The following is a 16,493-nucleotide window of genomic DNA, read 5'->3' as shown; positions in this document are numbered from 1 at the left end:
GGTGCCGGACGGCCGTCGAGAAGGGCCGAACAACCTCGACGATCTTCACCAACGAAGAGGCGAAACATGGCAGGATTGTGCGGTGATGGGACGATCGAACGCATGGACCTCCGAGGTCGACTGGCACACTGGCCGGTGGCAGATGCGCTCTCCGAGCCCCCGCCGCCGAGGCTGGCGCCCGCCCCCGCCGCGCGGACTGCTGCCCAAGCGGCCGCTGACGTTCATCGAGGCCCTCGACTCCGGGTTCCGCTTCCTGCGCTTCGCCCCCGGTCTGAGCATCGGATCCTCGCTCATCGTCTTCACCCTCTGGAGTCTGCTCCTCACCGCCGTCGGCACCCTCATCGCCCTGCGGTTCCTGCCCTTCCTCAACGACCTCGGCGGCAATGAGGATGCTCTCAACGGATTCCTCCTGCTGGCGCAGCTGGGGTCGGCGGCGCTCAGCCTGCTCAGCCTCGGCCTCGCCCATCTGCTCTCCGGTCTCATCGCCTCGGGCACCCGGGCCTCGTTCGGCGCCCGGAAGACGACCCTGTCGCAGGGCTGGCGTGACCTGGCCGGACGGCGCATGCGGCTGATTCTGGCCACTCTGCTGATGTCCGGAATCAACCTCGGCCTGCTGCTCGCCCTCGCCGCTCCCACCGCGCTGTTCGCCCTCATCGACTCCCCGGTGGCAGCGATCGTCTGGGCGGGGATCGCCGCCGTCCTGTGGGCGCTCGCGCTGCTCTGGCTCAATCTGCGCCTGTCCTTCCTCGGTGCCGCAATCGCCGTCGAGGGTCTGACCGTCAGTGCCGGGCTGAGAAGGTCGTGGAGGCTCACCAACCGCGGCTTCTGGCGACTGCTCGGCCAGCTCGCGCTCGGCTACTTCCTGTCCAATCAGCTCGTTCAGCTCGTCATCTCCCCGCTCGTCCTCATCGTCACGGCCGTCCTCGGAGTGGGAATCGCAACGACGGAGGACTCCCCTGCCGCGCAGGTCGCCATCGGGGTCGTCGCGGCCGGCCTCCTGTTGGGACTGACGCTGATCTCCTCGGCCGTCCTCTTCGCCTATTTCTCCTGCCTGGTCACCGTCTGCTTCTTCGACCAGCAGATGCGCACCGAAGGACTCGATCTCGTCCTCATCCGCAGCGAGGAGGAGTCATGATCACAGCCTCGGCCCTCCCCACCACGGCGCTGTCCTCGGCACTGTCCTCCGCCCTTGCCGGAGCCGCACCTGCCGTCGATCGGCGCACCGGCCGCGAATGGGTCGAACACGAACTGTCGAAGTCGGAATACTCGGCGAACGACCTCACACCGCTCGAACAGCTCGGCCGGTGGCTGAGCGACCTGTGGGAATCCCTCGTCGGCGCGGCCCTGCGCGCGAACTCGCCCTGGCTGCTGCTCCTCGTCGTCCTCGCCATCGCCGGGATCATCGCGCTCATCATCTGGCGCGTCCGCCGAGTCGGTCTGCGCCGCACCGGGGTGCCGCTCTCGGCGTTCGATCCCGTCGTCTCGCTGCCCGAACCGGGCCCCTGGCGTGAGCGCGCCGCTCGCGCTGCCGCGGCCGGCGACTACAGGGCCGCCGTCATCGACGAATCCCGAGCCATCTTCGCGGTGCTTTCGGTCAAGCAGATCGTCTCCCTCGAATCCTCGGCCACGGCCAGTGAGATCGCCCACGACGCCGAGGCGGCGCTGCCCGACCATGCCGCCGCCGTGCACAATGTCGCCGAGGTGTTCAACGACCTCCTCTACGGCGACGAGACAGGCACCTCCCTCCGTCCCGACCGGAACCTGCCGACCGTGTACGAGGACCTGTGCGACCTCGACCGCTCGCTCAGCGCCCTGCCCGCGCATCGCCGTCGGCATGGCGACGATCGTCGGACCGCTGACACGGACGGGAATACCCGTGAGGGCCGGATGATCGACGACAGCGGGGAATCGGACCGCGTCGAAGAGGCGAGAGCATGAGCGCGCAGCTGGACGTGGCCACCCGCGGCACCCGTTCGAGTGCCCGCGTGCCGCTGCGGGCACGTCTGCGCTCGGCCGGAGTATGGATCACCGCGGCGATCGTCATCCTCATCACCGTCATCGCCACCCTGCTGATGACCACGGATGACGAGACCGAAGCTCCGCTGCACTATGACTCGACGGCCAGGGACGGCACGAAGGCCATGGTCGAGACGCTGCGCGCCCACGGCGTGGACGTCACGACCACCGAGGACTTCAAGGAAGCCCGCAGCGCCGCAGCGCAGCCCGACACCACCATGCTCGTCCCCACCAACGCCGACGCGATGTCGGCCGGGGACGTCGACGGGGTCGAGTCCGCGCTGGCCACCCACGGCAACCGCCTGGTGCTCATCGACCCGGGCCCGGCGATCGCCGAGTTCACCGACCGGATCACGGTCAACGACAACCTCAGCCCGCTGGCCTCTCCTGACCCGGAGTCCCAGCCGGACTGTGCGCTGCCGAGTGCACGCACGGCCGGCGCAGTGACCACCGGGGAGACCGAATATGCGGAGACGAAGAAAGGCACCGACGGCATCACCGCGTGCTATCCGCTGGCCGGTCCCGGTGTCGATGAGATCGACGGCGCCGAGGTGGCTCCCGGCTCCGCCCGCGGACAGCTGATCACCGACACCGACGGACACGTTCCGCTGACCGTGATCGGCAATGCCGAGTGGGTGACGAACGAGCACATCGACGAGGAGGGCCATGCCTCCCTCGTCCTCTCCCAGCTCTCGGAGACCGACCACCTCGTCGTGTACTACCCGACGTTCGACGACTCCGAGGAGCCGCCGCCCTCGACGATCGACTTCGTGCCCGACTGGTTCCTCGCCGGAGTGCTGTGGCTCGCACCCACCGTGCTCGTCCTCCTGCTTGTGATCGGCAGGCGCTTCGGACCACTCGCGATCGAACGCCTGCCGGTCATCGTCCCGGCCGTCGAGACCGTCCACGGCCGGGCGGCACTGTCAGCCCGCAGCCACGACCGTGCCGGGGCGCTGCACACACTGCGCACCGCGGCGCTCCTGCGGATCGCGAAACGGCTCTCGCTCGGTCGTGAGACCGGAGCTTCGCAGATCATCGCCCGCATCGCCGAGGTGACCGGACGCGATCCCGGAACGCTCCACCACATCTTCGTCTCGGCGACCGTGCACACGGACGCCGAGCTGACCGATCTCGTCCATCAGCTCACCCAGATCGAAAGTGAGATCCCATGACCCAGTCGCCACACGAAGAACCGACACCTTCGGCCGGTCGGACGCCCGCACCGTCGGCCGCCGACCAGCCACCCGCGGCCGCGCCGAACCCCACCGGTCCCCTCACAGCCCCGGGCCCGGACCCGCTGCGCGATTCCTTCAACGGAGTGCGTGCGGAGATCGGCAAGGCCGTCGTCGGTCAGGATCAGGCGATCACCGGCATGCTCATCGCCCTGCTGTGCCAGGGACACGTCCTCCTCGAAGGAGTGCCGGGCGTGGCCAAGACGCTCCTCGTGCGCAGCTTTGCCGCGGCCGTCAGCCTCGACAGTTCGCGGGTGCAGTTCACCCCCGATCTCATGCCCAGCGACGTCACCGGCTCGCTTGTCTACGATGCTTCGGCATCGGACTTCTCCTTCCGACCGGGCCCGGTGTTCACCAACGTCCTCATCGCCGACGAGATCAACCGGACACCGCCGAAGACGCAGTCTGCCCTGCTCGAGGCGATGGAGGAGCATCAGGTCTCGGTCGGCGGACGCTCCCGCGGACTGCCCGATCCCTTCATGGTCGCGGCCACGCAGAACCCCGTCGAATACGAGGGCACGTACCCGCTGCCGGAGGCACAGCTCGACCGATTCCTGTTCAAGCTCGTCCTCGACCTGCCCGAACGCGACCATGAGTTCGAGATCCTCGACCGCCATGCCCGCGGCTTCGACTCCGCCAGACTCGCCGCCGCGGGGCTGCGACCGGTGGCGGATGCCGCACTCGTCTCCCGGGCCAGGGAAGCCATCTCCGGGATCTACATCGCCCCGCAGATCATCACCTACATCGTCGATCTGGCCCGGGCCACCCGGCAGGCCCCGTCGCTGGCACTCGGTGTCTCACCACGCGGTGCCACCAGGATCCTCGGTGCCGCCCGCGCACACGCCTGGCTCAACGACCGCAACTACGTCACCCCCGACGACGTCAAGGCGCTCGCGCACATGGCACTGGGACACCGGGTCATCCTACGGCCCGAGGCGCAGATGGACGGACTCGATGTCACCCAGGTCCTCGATTCGATCCTCGCCACCACGGAAGTGCCGCGCTGAATGACTGCCCGGCTGTTCCTGCTCACCCTCGTCGGGCTCGTTCCCGTCATGCTCGTGCCCGGGTGGCCGACGGCGCTGATCGTCGCCGGCGTGATCATCGCGGCCGCGGTGGTCGACTTCTTCCTCGTCCCCCGCGCCCACGGGCTGTCCCTGCAGCGGACCCCCGGACCGATGGTCCGCCTCGGCGATGACACGCACAGCACGCTCAGCCTCATCAACGAATCGACCCGCCGCATGCGCGTCGAGGTCCGCGATGCCTGGGCGCCGAGCGCCGGAACCGTGCGGACCCGCTCACGCCATGTCCTCGACCCCGGTGCCGAGAAGCACGTGCGCACCGAACTCCACCCGCGCCGACGCGGTGCTCTGACCGCCGATCTGGTGACTGTGCGCTCGTCCAGCGTGATCGGCCTCATCGCTCGGCAGAAGAGCATCGAGGTGCCCGCCGCAATCCGTGTGCTCCCGCCGTTCGTGTCCCGCCGGGAGCTGCCGTCGAAGACGCAGAAGCTGCGCGAACTCGAGGGCCGTTCCGCGGTGATGATCCGCGGAATGGGCACCGAGTTCGATTCGCTGCGCGACTATGTCGACGGTGACGATGTGCGCTCCATCGACTGGCGGGCCAGCGCCCGCGCCCAGGACCTCGTGGTCAAGACGTGGCGTCCGGAGAAGGACCGCCGGGTCATCATCGTCGTCGACTCCTCTCGTTTCGCGGCTCGCCGCTGCGGTGAGGGAACGGTCTTCGATGCGGCTCTCGAAGCGTCTCTCCTCCTCACCGCCCTGGCCACCGGGGCCGGGGACCGCGTCGACGTCATCGTCGCCGACGCACGCGTGCGGGCCGTGGCCTCGAGCCGGCAGGCCCATGATCCCGTCCATGATCTGTCGGTGGCCCTGACCCCGGTGGATCCCGAGCTCTACGACGCGAACTGGGAGACGATCACCTCGGCCGTGCTCCAGACCTCGCGCCAGCAGGCCCTCGTCGTCCTGGTCACCGAGTTCGACGAAGCCACCATCGCCGATGACATCCTGCCCATCCTGCCCACGCTGACCTCGCACCACCGGGTGGTCATCGCCGGGGTGGAGGATCCCTCCCTCCAGGAGCTCACGCAATCACGAGGAGATGCCGACGCGATCTTCACCGCAGCCGCTGCCGAAGAGGAACAGCTGCGGCAGGCATCTCTGCGCACGCGTCTGCGTGGACTCGGCATCTCCTCTGTCCAGGCTCCACCCGAGCAGCTGCCCGGGGCGCTGGCCGATCTCTACATTCGGCTCAAGGTCACCGGCGGACTCTGAACTGCTCAGCGGTCGGTGGAGATGACGGAATATCCCGCCTGATGCGCGTCGAGATCGGCGCTCAGCCCCGCCCGGGCCGCGCGTCTGCCGAAGTGCCAGGTGTAGGCGACGACGGCTGCCGTGTAGAGCACGCCGATGGTGATCTTGAGCGCCGGGGGAATCGGATTCGGGGTCACGAAGCCTTCGATGAGGCCCGAGCCGAACAGCAGCAGCACGAGCCCGCCGGCGACGATGAGCAGCGATCTGGCCTCGGCGGCGAGCTTGTCCCGACGCGGTCTGGGTCCCGGCACGACCCAGGCGAAGAAGAGGCGGAGACCGGCCGCGGCGGCGAGGATGATGCAGCTGATCTCCGGGATGCCGTGGGGCAGGATGTAGAGGAAGAAGTCAGAGGCTCGATCGAACTCGAACATCATCGCCCCGGAGAATCCGACGTTGACGGCGTTGGAGAACAGTCCGACGACGACGTAGACGCCGGTGATCCCCAGCAGCACGAACTGGACGGCGATCCAGGCGTTGTTCGTCCACACCCCCACGGCGAAGAAGCCGTTCGGGTTCTCCTTGTAGTAGTCGACGAAGTCGTGTTCGGCGAACTGGCGGCGGAACTGCCGATCACCGAAGGTCTCGAGCACTTCCGGGTGTGTGCCCGCCCAGATCCCCGACACGACGGCGACCGCGAGGAACGACAGTGCGACGATGGCGAAGTCCCACCGGAGCCGATAGAGCGAGAGCGGAAGGCTGACGACGAAGAACCGCGACAGCCCGGACAGTCCCCCGCTGGGAACCGCGGAGAGGTGGTTGCGCGAGCGGTGGACGATCGCCGAGAGCCGTGCGGCCTCGAGCGAGTCCGGTGCGACGGTCATGATCCGCGACAGATCCTTCGACGCGGCACGGTAGAGGTCGAGGAACCGTCTCGTCTGGTCCGGGCTCAGCGTGTTCTTCTTCGCCAGCCCCGCCAGCTCCTGCCACTCGTTGCCGTGCAGCTCGGCCAGAAGGTTCGGGTCCATGCCTCAACCCTAACGGAGTCCCCGGACCGCACATGCGGCCGCCGAGATATGACACGATGGTCGGGTGAGTACTCTGGTCACCGGCGAAGCCGTCGAACTCAGCGTCCAGCCCGCCGCGCTGGCGGCGAGGGCACTCAGCTGCCTGATCGACTACATCGTCTACACGCTCGTGGACATCGGTCTGCTCATCGCGATGTTCTGGCTCCTGATCAGCACCGCCGAGCTCAACGGGCTGCTGCTGGGCTCGGTGATGACGGTGATGAGCATCGGCGTGTTCGTGCTGCTGCCGATGCTCGCCGAGGTCCTCAGCCGCGGGCGTTCGCTAGGCAAGCTCATCCTCGGGCTGCGGATCGTCCGCGACGACGGCGGGGCCGTGCGGATCCGCCATTCCTTCATCCGGGCTCTGCTGTGGCCCTTCGAGGTCGTCTCCACCGGCGGTGGGATCGCCGCCCTGTCCGGGCTCGTGTCCCCACAGGCGAAGCGCCTCGGCGACTACCTGGCCGGGACGCTGGCGGTCAGTGAGCGCAGTGCGCCCGTTCCGCCGGTGCAGACCCATGTCGCCCCGCAGCTGCGTGACTGGCTGGCACGCACGGATGTCTCCGGGCTGCCCGACGGCCTCCACCGTCGCATCGGCCAGTTCCTCGCAATGGCGCCGAAGCTTGGGCAGCAGTCCCGGTGGCAGAGGGCGATCGAGCTCGCCACCGAGCTCAATCCGTATGTCGCTCCGGCCCCACCCGAGGGGACGTTCCCCGAGCAGTTCCTCTCGGCGATCATCCACCGCCAGCGCATCGCGGAGGTCGAGCAGGCCAGGGCACGGTCGGCCAGGGCGGAGTCATTCCGCGCTGGAGTCGACGTCCTCCCGCACGGACTGAGCCTGCACGGACGCTGAGCCTTGCGGGGACACTGAGCCTGCAGGAACGCTGAGCCTGCAGGAACGCTGAGCCGGCGACACCGGCCGACGAAGCTGCTCAGTACCGGTAGTGGTCGGGCTTGTAGGGCCCGGCGACGTCCACTCCGATGTATTCGGCCTGTTCCTTCGTCAGCTCGGACAGTTGGGCCCCGAGCGCCGGCAGGTGCAGTCGCGCGACCTTCTCGTCGAGTTCCTTGGCCAGCCGGTGCACCGCATCGTCATAGCGATCGTGGGCGGTCCACAGCTCGATCTGCGCGAGCACCTGGTTGGCGAACGAGGCACTCATGACGAACGAGGGATGTCCGGTGGCATTGCCGAGGTTGAGCAGGCGGCCCTCGGAGAGGACGAGGAAGTCTGTACGCTCCCGGTCGAGTCCGGCCTCGGCAGGCACCGGGACGGACCACTCGTGGACCTGCGGCTTGATCTCGATCTTCTCCACACCGGGCAGACGTGAGAGACCGGCCAGGTCGATCTCGTCGTCGAAGTGGCCGACGTTGCCGACGATGGCTCCGGGCTTGAGTGTCTGGAGCACCTCGACACCCACGACTCGGGTGTTTCCTGTCGTGGTGATGACGATGTCCGCCTGCGGGGCCACCTCGGCGAGGTGGGAGACCTGGTAGCCGTCCATCGTCGCCTGCAGCGCACAGATCGGGTCGATCTCGGTGACGATGACACGCGCACCCTGACCGCGCAGCGCCTCCGCGGCTCCCTTGCCTACGTCGCCGTAGCCGACGACGACGGCGATCTTACCGCCGATGAGGACGTCGGTGGCGCGGTTGAGGCCGTCGGGCAGCGAATGGCGGATGCCGTAGCGGTTGTCGAACTTCGACTTCGTCACGGAGTCGTTGACGTTGATCGCGGGGAACGGCAGTGCCCCCTGTTCGGCGAGGCGGTAGAGGCGGTTGACTCCGGTCGTCGTCTCCTCGCTCACTCCCTTGATTCCTGCGGCGAGACGGGCGAAGCGACCGGGGGCGGATTCGATGACGGAAGCGATCTTGGTCAGCAGGACCTTGTACTCCTCGGGATCGTCATCGGCGGCGGTGGGCACTCCCCCGGCGGCCTCGAACTCGGTGCCCTTGAGCACGTACATGGTCGCGTCGCCGCCGTCGTCGAGGATGAGGTTCGGGCCGTCTTCGAAGTCGAAGATCCTGTCCGCGGCCCACCAATACTCCTCGAGCGTCTCGCCCTTCCACGCGAAAACCGGCACTCCAGCAGGAGCTTCAGGGGAGCCGGAGCCGACGACTACGGCGGCCGCAGCCTCATTCTGAGTGGAGAAGATGTTGCAGCTGGCCCACCGGACCTCGGCTCCGAGCGCGACGAGGGTCTCGATGAGAACCGCGGTCTGCACGGTCATGTGCAGGCTGCCGGCGATGCGGGCACCGGCCAGCGGTGTGCTCGAGGCGAACTCCTCACGCAGGGCCATCAGCCCCGGCATCTCCCGTTCGGCGAGTCGGATCTGGTGGCGACCGGCCTCGGCGAGAGACAGATCGGCGACCTTGAAGTCGGTGGAATCGAGCACGGTACCTCCATACGGCGGACAGTCGGATCGTCCCCGAGTCTATGGCCCGAGCAGCGAGCCTGTCTCATCCCGCCCGGTCCGCGGACAGGCCGAACGCACTCACGCCTGCTCGGCTGACAGCCCGGACAGACCGGCCGCGGCCGGTTCAGGCCCGAGCGACGACGAAGTCTTCGGCCCGGCGGGTCAGTGCTCGCATGTGCGCCTCACTCGCGGCTTCGACGTTGAGTCTGACCAGGGGCTCGGTGTTCGACTTGCGCAGGTTGACCCACCAGTCCTCGCCCTGCAGACCGATTCCGTCGAGGTCGTCGACGGTGTTGGGGGGAAAGTCCTCCGCATGTGCGGCGAAGTCGGCGAGCACTGCGTCGGGGTCGGCGACGGTGAAGTTGATCTCTCCGGACTGGAAGAACCGGTCGTAGGAGTCGACGAGCCGTGAGGCCGGCGCGTCCGATTCGGCGAGGGCGGCGATGAGGTGGCAGGCGGCGAGCATGCCCGAGTCCGCACCGAAGAATTCGTCGAAGTAGAAGTGTGCGGAATGCTCACACGCGAAGACCGCTCCGGTCTCTCGCATGAGCGTCTTGATGCCCGAATGCCCGACCTTCGACCGCAGGGCCCGCCCTCCGGCAGCTGTGATGGTCTCGGCCACGCTGCGGGAGGTGATGAGGTTGTGGATGACGGTCGGTTCCGCGACTCCGGCCACTCTGGCTCGCGCGATCTCGCGTTCGGCGACGAGCGCGCCGACGGCCGAGGCCGACATCGTCGCTCCCGTCTCGTCGATGAAGAAGCACCGGTCGGCGTCCCCGTCGAAGACGAGTCCGAGGTCGGCTCCGGTCTCGACGACCTTGCGTGCCGCATCGACGAGGTTCTCGGGTTTGAGCGGGTTCGCCTCGTGGTTGGGGAACGTGCCGTCGAGTTCGGTGAACAGTCCGATCACGTCGAAGGGCACCGAGGCGGCTCCCGCGTCCGTGCCGAAGACCTCACCGAGGAGGCGCCCGGCCATGCCGTTGCCCGCATCGAGGACGATCCTCAGTCCCGTCACCTCGCCGACGCGGGTGAGTTCGCGGATGCGGGCCGCATAGCGCTGCCGCATCCGTGCCGCGGCGGATTCGTCGACCTCGACGTCCCCGGCGACCGAAGCAGGAGCCGTGGGGGCGAGTTCTCTGATCCGTCCGAGTCCCGAGGCGAGGCTGACGCCTGCGGCTCGGGGTCCGCAGATCTTGATGCCGTTGTAGCCGGCGGGGTTGTGACTGGCGGTGATCATCGCACCGGGCACATCGAAGATGCCGGAGGCGAAGTAGAGCTGATCGGTCGAGCACAGCCCGAGCAGGATCGGCCGCGATCCGGAGGCCTCGACGCCGGCGGCGAAGGCTCGGGCGAAGCCGGGCGAGCTCGGACGCATATCGTGTCCGACGACCACCTCGGCGCTGGTGTGGAGTTCGGACATCGTCACAGCCGTCGCCCAGCCGAGGGAGCAGACGATGTCCGCATCGAGCTGGTCGGGGATTCGTCCGCGGATGTCATAGGCGCCGACCGCCGCATCCAGAGCGGTGGCGCGGCTGCGTATCAGCGGCGGATCCGCATCGGCAGGACCCGGGACAGCACCAGCAGAGTCGCCTGCGGCCTCGCTCATGAGTCGCCGATGATGCGCAGGTGGCCGTGCTTGCGCCCGCTCTGAGCCTGGTCGGACGAACCGGGTCGCGCGGAGTCCGCTGCGCTGGTCTCACTGCGCGTCGACCTGACGTCCGCCCGGTCGGCGGCCTCCCGGACGGCGTCGGCGATGGCCAGCAGATCATCGCGGCTGCGCTCGGGCGGCGCCTGGCCCGATTCGATGCGGATGAGCTGCCAGTCCACGGGAGGGGTCAGCTTCGCCGCATGCTCGGCGCACAGGTCGTGGGCACCCGGCTCGGCTCGTCTGCCCAGCGGGCCGATGACGACGGTCGCATCAGCGTGCACGTACGTCATGGTGGCGGCGGCGGGGCGCGAGCAGCTGACTTTGGAACACATTCTCACGGCTGACACAGTTCACCACTCTACACGCCGCCGGTGCCCGATTCGGTCAGGCAGGGCGGTCTCGCCCGTAGAATGACATGCTATGAGATCGAGGCGATATCGCGACCGGCACGGCCGGGGTCTGCGTTCTCCGCTGCACCGTGCCCAGGTGCCTGCGCGGTTGAGCCGAGCACAGAGCTTCGCGAAGGTCGCGGCCGCGGAATTCGCGCGGATGCGGCAGCGGGAGCCCGCCCTTCTCGCCGAGGTGGTGTTCGCCATCGACGGCGTCCCTCCGGCGAGTTCGACCGAGCCCTGCTTCGGGCGGGTGTTCCCCGCGACGCCGAACCGACTCACGCACATCGTCCTCTATCGCAGGGTCATCGAGGACCACGCCGAGGCGGACACGCGGGATGCCCTCATCGCCGAGGTCGTGGCCGATCAGGTCGACATCCTCCGCCGCGCCTGATCCTCAGCCGAGGCGGATGTCGCGGTAGGCCACTCCGGCCGGCGCCGGGGTCGGCGCCACCGTCGAGATGCCGTCGTCGGTGGTGACGACGAGGCTCGCGTGGACTCCGTCGGCCTGTGATCCCGAGGCCTGCGCACCGTGGATCACCAGTGCCCGCACGGGATCGTCGGACACCTCGTTCGGGTCGAGTTCGGTGGTGGCGGTGGGGTTGAGGTCGATCGTCTGCGGGTCGGACAGGGACCCGTCGTCGAGCATCCCCTGCACCTGCACCTGGCCTTGGCCCGGGGAGATCTGCAGGGAGCTGCTGCCGGTGCGCGGCAGTGCCATGATCTGAGTCTCGGCGAGGTTCGACGTGCTCTGCACGCTGCCGAAGTCAGATGCCCCCTTCTGTCCGTCCCGGCCGATGAATGCTCCGGCCTGGATCTGACGGTTCGCGTCGAGCACCACACTGGTGGCGTCGAGATCGCCGAGGTCGGCCTCGGCGACGCCGCGACCGACCACGGTCATGGAAGAGCGGGGGATGTCGATCTCGCCGTCGGGTCCATAGGCCTTGAGCGTGACCTCGGCGAGGTCCTTGCCCGGGTTGGCCACGCGCACCCGTACGTCCTTGCCGCTCAGTCCGGTCAGCACCTGCTGCCGGCCGGCATCGGCTCCGGCGGCGGCCAGATCGATGCCCTGAGGCCGGAGCCCGTCGAGGACGGTCTCCTGCACGGAACCGGCGAGGACTCCCCCGTCGACGGTGACATCGACCGCCAGGGCCTCGGCACCGGCGGCCAGTCCGGCCAGTCGCACGGCACGCTGTTCACCGGCCTTGATGCTCAGTTCTGTCGGTTCGGCCGAGGATCCCGACGGAGTCATCAGCCTGACCTTCGCCTGGACGGGCACATCGCCGGGGTTGCTCAGCAGCAGCTGGGAGTTCGACCCGGTCGACCCCGAGCCGGCGAGGATCCGGAAGCTGCTCGAGGCCTGTGCACAGGTGAGTGCGGCCAGGCCCGTGAGGTCGCCGGAGCTGCCTTCGACGGTCTCGAGCCCTGTGGTCAGCGCGGGCGCGCCGGGGCGGGCGAACCCGGTGACGCGCTTCGTCGAGCCGATGGTGTCGTCGCCGGAGACGAAGCCCTGGCCGACCGGGTTGTCGAAGTCGACGGAACCGCCGAGGTCGGCGACCTGCAGGCGCGCCGAGGAAGTGGAGCCGTCGGCCGCTCCGATCGGCGCGGAAGCCGAGACGACACGGGTCGAAACCTTCGAATCGTCGACGAACTCGGCGTCGGTGCCTTCGGCCTCCCCGTCGGTGAGCAGCGGCCCGGGACAGATGGCGCGGGTATCGGCCGTCGGCATCCGCACCTGTTCGGGACTGCGGTCGAGGGTGCCGGGGGTCAGCGGGGTGAGGAACGAGGTCGTGGCCACGAGCACTCCGGGCACGGCGATGGCCGCGAAGGTCACGATGCTGCGCAGATGCTTCATGCTCTCGTCTCCTCCTGCTCACGGGCCGCCGTACGGCTCTTCGTCCCCCGCCGCTGTCGGGTTCGGTTCGTCTCACCGAAGGGGATGGCCACGATCACGGTCAGCGCTCCCAACACCCAGCCGATGACGACACCGACGGGGTAGAGCGGTGAGTTCAGGGAGATCTCGACGGTACCTCCGGAGGCGGGCAGGTCGAACTCGCTCACCCACGTCTCATCGGCGTCCTTCGGCGTCGGCAGCGCCTCGCCGTCAAGGCTGGCACTGACGCCGCGGGAGGCGTCGGCGACGATGAGGGTGCGATCGTCCTCACCGGCGGGCACCTCGGCGGTGGTCGTTCCGTGCATCCGTGCGGTGCTCAGCGCTCCCTCGGAATCGCGGATGAGGAACCGTCCGCTGTAGGGCTTGTCGACCCGCCACAGCTCACCGGACTCGGTGGGCCCGACCGGCAGCAGCCCCTGTGCCACGGACACAGAATTCTGCAGCCCGTCGGCGCCGGAGTCGACGAGGACGAAGTCGACGCCGAGTTCGCCGAGGATATCGCTGAGATCGCCGGCGTCATCGGCCGACAGGGCGGCCGCGGCCTGCGCGACGAGCACCTGGTCGTCCGGGATCGGCAGCGGACGCCGCTGCCACGGCCACCCGCCGACGGTGTCCGCATCGGTCACCGTGGAGGTGCCCAGAACGGTTCCGTCCGCCGAGGAGATGAGCGTGGCCATGACCTCACCGTCGACGTTGTCCAGGCGCAGGGTCCGCGCCTGTGATGCTCCGTCGGCGCGGTCGGCCGCCAGCGCCGGCACCGTGCTGTCCTCGCTGGCGGTGACGGCGTCGAGCGAGACCTGGGCCCGGCCTGCACCGATGGCGATGAGTCCGACGGCGGCGACGGCGACGAGCCCGACGAGGCCGCGCATCGGCAGCCGCCCGCCGGTTCGGCCGGCGCCGCGGATGGTGGCGGTGCGGTCGGCCCCGAGGGCGAGCAGCAGGATCGAGCCGAGGCTGACCAGCGTCAGACCGGCAGCCGGATAGGAGCCGATGAGGTCGAAGGGGCCGGTCTGTGCGGGCAGGTGCACCTGGGCGGCGGCGACGATGAGGCCCGTCAGGTAGAGGCCGACGGCCCAGGTCAGTCGGGCGAGGTCGAGTCTGGCCTCGATGAGGGTGAAGAAGGCGAGGACGAGCATCGGCAGCATGAGCACCGGCGCCCACAGCTGGAGGATGCCCGGTGAGACCGCGTCGATCCCGATGCGGGCGGCGAGGTCCGACAGCCACGACATGTCGATGGGGCCGGGGAATCCCACGGCCAGCAGGTACGTCGGTGCCGCCTGCGGTGCCAACGTCTGTCCGGGCATGGTCAGCAGCGTTCCGGGGTCGCGGACCAGCGCCCACAGCCATGGCCAACCGAGGAATGCCGTCGGAGCGAGCAGCCACAGGTGACGCAGTCCGCGCCCGGCCAGCAGGAGCACGACGGTGCCGAGGACGGCCGCGATCAGCAGCAGCGGGATGCCGGAGACGATGAGGAACAGCAGCAGTCCGCTGCCTGCCGCTGCCGCAATCGACCCGGTGCGCAGGCTCCGTCGCAGTGTGAGCACGAGCAGCGGCGCGGCGATCCAGACGATGACCACGCCGAGGCGGCCGTCCGAGAGCGCAGAGGTGAACAGCGGGGAGGCGATCCACAGCAGGGCCGCGAAGCCGCGCACCCACCTGCGCGGCACGACCGCTCCGGCGCCGGCATATGCGGCGATCCCGGCGAGGACTGGCGCGGCGAGCAGGAGCGTTCTGACCATGATGTCGACATGGCCGAAGAAGAGCAGGGAGAGGACCCCGATGACGAGATGGTAGGGATCGGCCGGCACGGCGGCACCGGTGGAGACGTCGAGGTGGCGACCCAGCAGCCGGGAGAAGATCTCGCTGATGCCGACGTCGGTCGAGCCCAGGGCACCGCCGACGAGGTGGCCCGGACCGAAGAGTCGGTAGGAGATGAAGCCGCTGATGACGAGGGCTGCGAGCACCACATAGGTCAGCGGTATCCTCAGCAGGCTCGACCCGCCGGAGACTTCGAGTCGCGAGAACGAGTCGATGGCCTCTTCGGTGTCGCCGATCGGGTTGAGTTCGGCGTCGGGATCGACCCCGCCGGTGGGGACTTCGCTCGGGTGCGGGTCCTCGGCCTCGCCGCTCATCGAGCGTCGCTGGACGGCCAGTTCGTCGTCATCGGCGAACAGCGCAGCCACATGGGAGGTGCTCGTGCGTTTGGCCAGGCGACTGCGGCGTGCGTTGGCCCGCCGCAGGGGCGCCGTGGTGGTGATGTCGGCGGCGAGCCCGAACAGGGCGCCGAGGTGCCAGCCGGCCGAGCGGAGATTGTTCGAGAGCAGCCCGCCGAGGATGTGCCCGAGGTTGACGACGGCGAGCAGGCCGAAGAGCGGGGCCGCCCCGGGACTGGCGAGGCTGAGTCGGTAGCGCTGTTCGGTGCGGATCTGGAATTTCGAGACGGGCGGCTGCGGGGACGAACCCAGGCGGGCGGCCGCCTCGGCGGAGATCTCCATCCGTGCCCGCGGGGCGAGGATGACGCGCCTGCCGAGGTCGCGCAGGCGGCGGGAGTATTCGATCCCACGGTACGCGGGGCCGAGCACGCGGGAGGGAGCGCCGATCCGTGTGAGTTCGGCGGTGGCCATGAGCATGCCCGGCAGGTCCAGTCCGAGGGTCTCCGTGCGACCGTCGCGCTGGCCCTGATCGAACTCACCGGAGCCGACGGGGTTGAATCGCTCCCCCGCCGAGGTGGTGCTCACTCCGGCGGAGACGATGCGGTCGCCGCGCATGAGTTTGGGTCCCACGGCAGCGATGGACTCGGTTTCGCCGATGGCGTCGAGGAGTTCGTCGAGACAGTCGGGCTCCGGGCGGGAGTCAGGGGTGAGGAACCACAGGAAGTCCGATTCCGCGATGGCGGGAATCTCCGAGGCGTCGCGTACCGAAAGGCCCCCGAGATCCACGACCGGGATCTCGGGGTGAAGCGGATGCAGAGCTGTCTCGAGCTCGACCTTGCTGGCCGTGTCGCTCGAGGCGACGACGACGGTGACGGCTGGCCTCACACGACCTTTTTCTTGAGCCGACGGCGTTCGCGTTCGGACATTCCTCCCCAGATGCCGAACCGCTCATCGTTGGCCAGAGCGTATTCGAGGCATTCGGACCGGACGTCGCAGGAGGCGCAGACCCGCTTCGCCTCACGAGTCGATCCTCCCTTTTCGGGGAAGAAGGCCTCGGGGTCGGTCTGCGCGCACAGCGCCTGATCCTGCCAGGACAGCTCTCCGTCCTCGGCAGCTCCGAGCAGCAGCGACAGCGGCGAGACCGCGGAATTGTCCGGCGGCAGCGGCGTCAGATCGCTCGGATCGACGGCCAGCGGATCGGGCAGCGTCTCGGGTGCGCGTGCGCCCGGTTCGACGAACCAGTCTTCGGCACGGCGGGAGGTGACTCCCGGTGCGGCGGAGAGATCTTCTCTCTCTCGCCAGTCTGTCTGTGCGCTTTGCACGGTCTTCCCCTTTCTCACGCTTGAGCAGGTCTGCCACCGTGACTGAGGCGATCAGTCCGATGTACGGTCGAATCCTTGAGGATTCATGCTC

The 16,493-nt window shown here is 68.7% G+C and carries 14 protein-coding genes; 7 read left to right on the top strand and 7 right to left on the bottom strand.

Annotated features, from left to right (window positions below; genetic code table 11):
- The first annotated feature begins 85 nt into the window (after positions 1-85).
- The 5 genes from J9314_RS07365 to J9314_RS07345 are packed head-to-tail and all read left to right on the top strand — an operon-like array spanning position 86 to position 5,542.
- Complete coding sequence (locus tag J9314_RS07365; RefSeq protein WP_210605146.1) at positions 86-1,135, top strand: DUF7847 domain-containing protein; 1,050 nt, start codon at positions 86-88, stop codon at positions 1,133-1,135.
- Positions 1,132-1,938 (top strand): DUF4129 domain-containing protein, encoded by an 807-nt coding sequence (locus tag J9314_RS07360; protein ID WP_210605145.1) that lies wholly within the window; start codon positions 1,132-1,134, stop codon positions 1,936-1,938. The genes J9314_RS07365 and J9314_RS07360 overlap by 4 nt, the downstream gene beginning before the upstream one ends.
- The gene (locus J9314_RS07355) at positions 1,935-3,188 is read left to right on the top strand and encodes a DUF4350 domain-containing protein (RefSeq protein ID WP_210605144.1); all 1,254 of its coding nucleotides are present in this window, start codon (positions 1,935-1,937) and stop codon (positions 3,186-3,188) included. The genes J9314_RS07360 and J9314_RS07355 overlap by 4 nt, the downstream gene beginning before the upstream one ends.
- On the top strand, positions 3,185-4,255 hold the full coding sequence (locus tag J9314_RS07350) for an AAA family ATPase (protein WP_210605143.1): 1,071 nt from the start codon (positions 3,185-3,187) through the stop codon (positions 4,253-4,255). The genes J9314_RS07355 and J9314_RS07350 overlap by 4 nt, the downstream gene beginning before the upstream one ends.
- The gene (locus J9314_RS07345) at positions 4,256-5,542 is read left to right on the top strand and encodes a DUF58 domain-containing protein (RefSeq protein ID WP_210605142.1); all 1,287 of its coding nucleotides are present in this window, start codon (positions 4,256-4,258) and stop codon (positions 5,540-5,542) included.
- A gap of 5 nt (positions 5,543-5,547) precedes the next feature.
- On the opposite strand, the gene J9314_RS07340 is transcribed toward J9314_RS07345, so the two are convergent.
- Positions 5,548-6,546, bottom strand: coding sequence for a stage II sporulation protein M (locus J9314_RS07340; protein WP_210605141.1), 999 nt, complete (start codon positions 6,544-6,546; stop codon positions 5,548-5,550).
- Between the two features lie 64 nt (positions 6,547-6,610).
- On the opposite strand from J9314_RS07340, the gene J9314_RS07335 reads away from it, so the two are divergent.
- Positions 6,611-7,435 (top strand): RDD family protein, encoded by an 825-nt coding sequence (locus J9314_RS07335; RefSeq protein WP_210605140.1) that lies wholly within the window; start codon positions 6,611-6,613, stop codon positions 7,433-7,435.
- Positions 7,436-7,514: 79 nt separating this feature from the next.
- On the opposite strand, the gene ahcY is transcribed toward J9314_RS07335, so the two are convergent.
- From ahcY to J9314_RS07320, 3 genes are all read right to left on the bottom strand, one after another.
- Entirely contained in the window at positions 7,515-8,975 is a 1,461-nt protein-coding gene (ahcY, locus tag J9314_RS07330) for an adenosylhomocysteinase (RefSeq protein WP_210605139.1), read from the bottom strand.
- A 145-nt stretch (positions 8,976-9,120) separates the two neighbouring features.
- A complete protein-coding gene (locus tag J9314_RS07325; RefSeq protein WP_210605138.1) occupies positions 9,121-10,602 on the bottom strand; it encodes a phosphohexomutase domain-containing protein in 1,482 nt (493 codons plus the stop codon).
- Positions 10,599-10,976, bottom strand: coding sequence for a DUF3499 domain-containing protein (locus J9314_RS07320; RefSeq protein WP_181275701.1), 378 nt, complete (start codon positions 10,974-10,976; stop codon positions 10,599-10,601). The genes J9314_RS07325 and J9314_RS07320 overlap by 4 nt, the downstream gene beginning before the upstream one ends.
- Positions 10,977-11,064: 88 nt before the next feature.
- Here J9314_RS07320 and J9314_RS07315 point away from each other — a divergent pair, with 88 nt between their 5' ends.
- A complete protein-coding gene (locus J9314_RS07315; RefSeq protein ID WP_181275608.1) occupies positions 11,065-11,427 on the top strand; it encodes a metallopeptidase family protein in 363 nt (120 codons plus the stop codon).
- A 3-nt stretch (positions 11,428-11,430) separates the two neighbouring features.
- Here the strand turns inward: J9314_RS07315 and J9314_RS07310 are convergent, their stop codons facing one another.
- From J9314_RS07310 to J9314_RS19310, 3 genes are read right to left on the bottom strand one after another with little or no spacing between them, the layout of a single operon-like run.
- Positions 11,431-12,888: a DUF5719 family protein gene (locus J9314_RS07310; RefSeq protein ID WP_210605137.1), complete on the bottom strand. Its 1,458-nt coding sequence runs from the start codon at positions 12,886-12,888 to the stop codon at positions 11,431-11,433.
- Positions 12,885-15,965, bottom strand: a complete 3,081-nt coding sequence (locus J9314_RS07305; RefSeq protein WP_210605136.1) for a glycosyl transferase — start codon at positions 15,963-15,965, stop codon at positions 12,885-12,887. The genes J9314_RS07310 and J9314_RS07305 overlap by 4 nt, the downstream gene beginning before the upstream one ends.
- Entirely contained in the window at positions 15,962-16,402 is a 441-nt protein-coding gene (locus tag J9314_RS19310) for a WhiB family transcriptional regulator (RefSeq protein ID WP_281412375.1), read from the bottom strand. Before J9314_RS19310 ends, J9314_RS07305 begins: the two co-directional genes overlap by 4 nt.
- Positions 16,403-16,493 lie beyond the last annotated feature (91 nt).

The sequence above is a fragment of the Brevibacterium oceani genome (assembly GCF_017948325.1).
Taxonomy (GTDB): Bacteria; Actinomycetota; Actinomycetes; order Actinomycetales; family Brevibacteriaceae; genus Brevibacterium; species Brevibacterium oceani.
Note: the sequence above shows the minus strand (reverse complement) of the source record. Positions and strands in the feature narration are given on the sequence as shown.

What these genes read in the sequence shown, in the direction of transcription:
- J9314_RS07365 (WP_210605146.1), top strand. Translation starts at nt 86, where the DNA reads ATGGGACGATCGAACGCATGGACCTCCGAGGTCGACTGGCACACTGGC.
- J9314_RS07360 (WP_210605145.1), top strand. Translation starts at nt 1,132, where the DNA reads ATGATCACAGCCTCGGCCCTCCCCACCACGGCGCTGTCCTCGGCACTG.
- J9314_RS07355 (WP_210605144.1), top strand. Translation starts at nt 1,935, where the DNA reads ATGAGCGCGCAGCTGGACGTGGCCACCCGCGGCACCCGTTCGAGTGCC.
- J9314_RS07350 (WP_210605143.1), top strand. Translation starts at nt 3,185, where the DNA reads ATGACCCAGTCGCCACACGAAGAACCGACACCTTCGGCCGGTCGGACG.
- J9314_RS07345 (WP_210605142.1), top strand. Translation starts at nt 4,256, where the DNA reads ATGACTGCCCGGCTGTTCCTGCTCACCCTCGTCGGGCTCGTTCCCGTC.
- J9314_RS07340 (WP_210605141.1), bottom strand. Translation starts at nt 6,546, where the DNA reads ATGGACCCGAACCTTCTGGCCGAGCTGCACGGCAACGAGTGGCAGGAG.
- J9314_RS07325 (WP_210605138.1), bottom strand. Translation starts at nt 10,602, where the DNA reads ATGAGCGAGGCCGCAGGCGACTCTGCTGGTGCTGTCCCGGGTCCTGCC.
- J9314_RS07320 (WP_181275701.1), bottom strand. Translation starts at nt 10,976, where the DNA reads ATGTGTTCCAAAGTCAGCTGCTCGCGCCCCGCCGCCGCCACCATGACG.
- J9314_RS07315 (WP_181275608.1), top strand. Translation starts at nt 11,065, where the DNA reads ATGAGATCGAGGCGATATCGCGACCGGCACGGCCGGGGTCTGCGTTCT.
- J9314_RS07310 (WP_210605137.1), bottom strand. Translation starts at nt 12,888, where the DNA reads ATGAAGCATCTGCGCAGCATCGTGACCTTCGCGGCCATCGCCGTGCCC.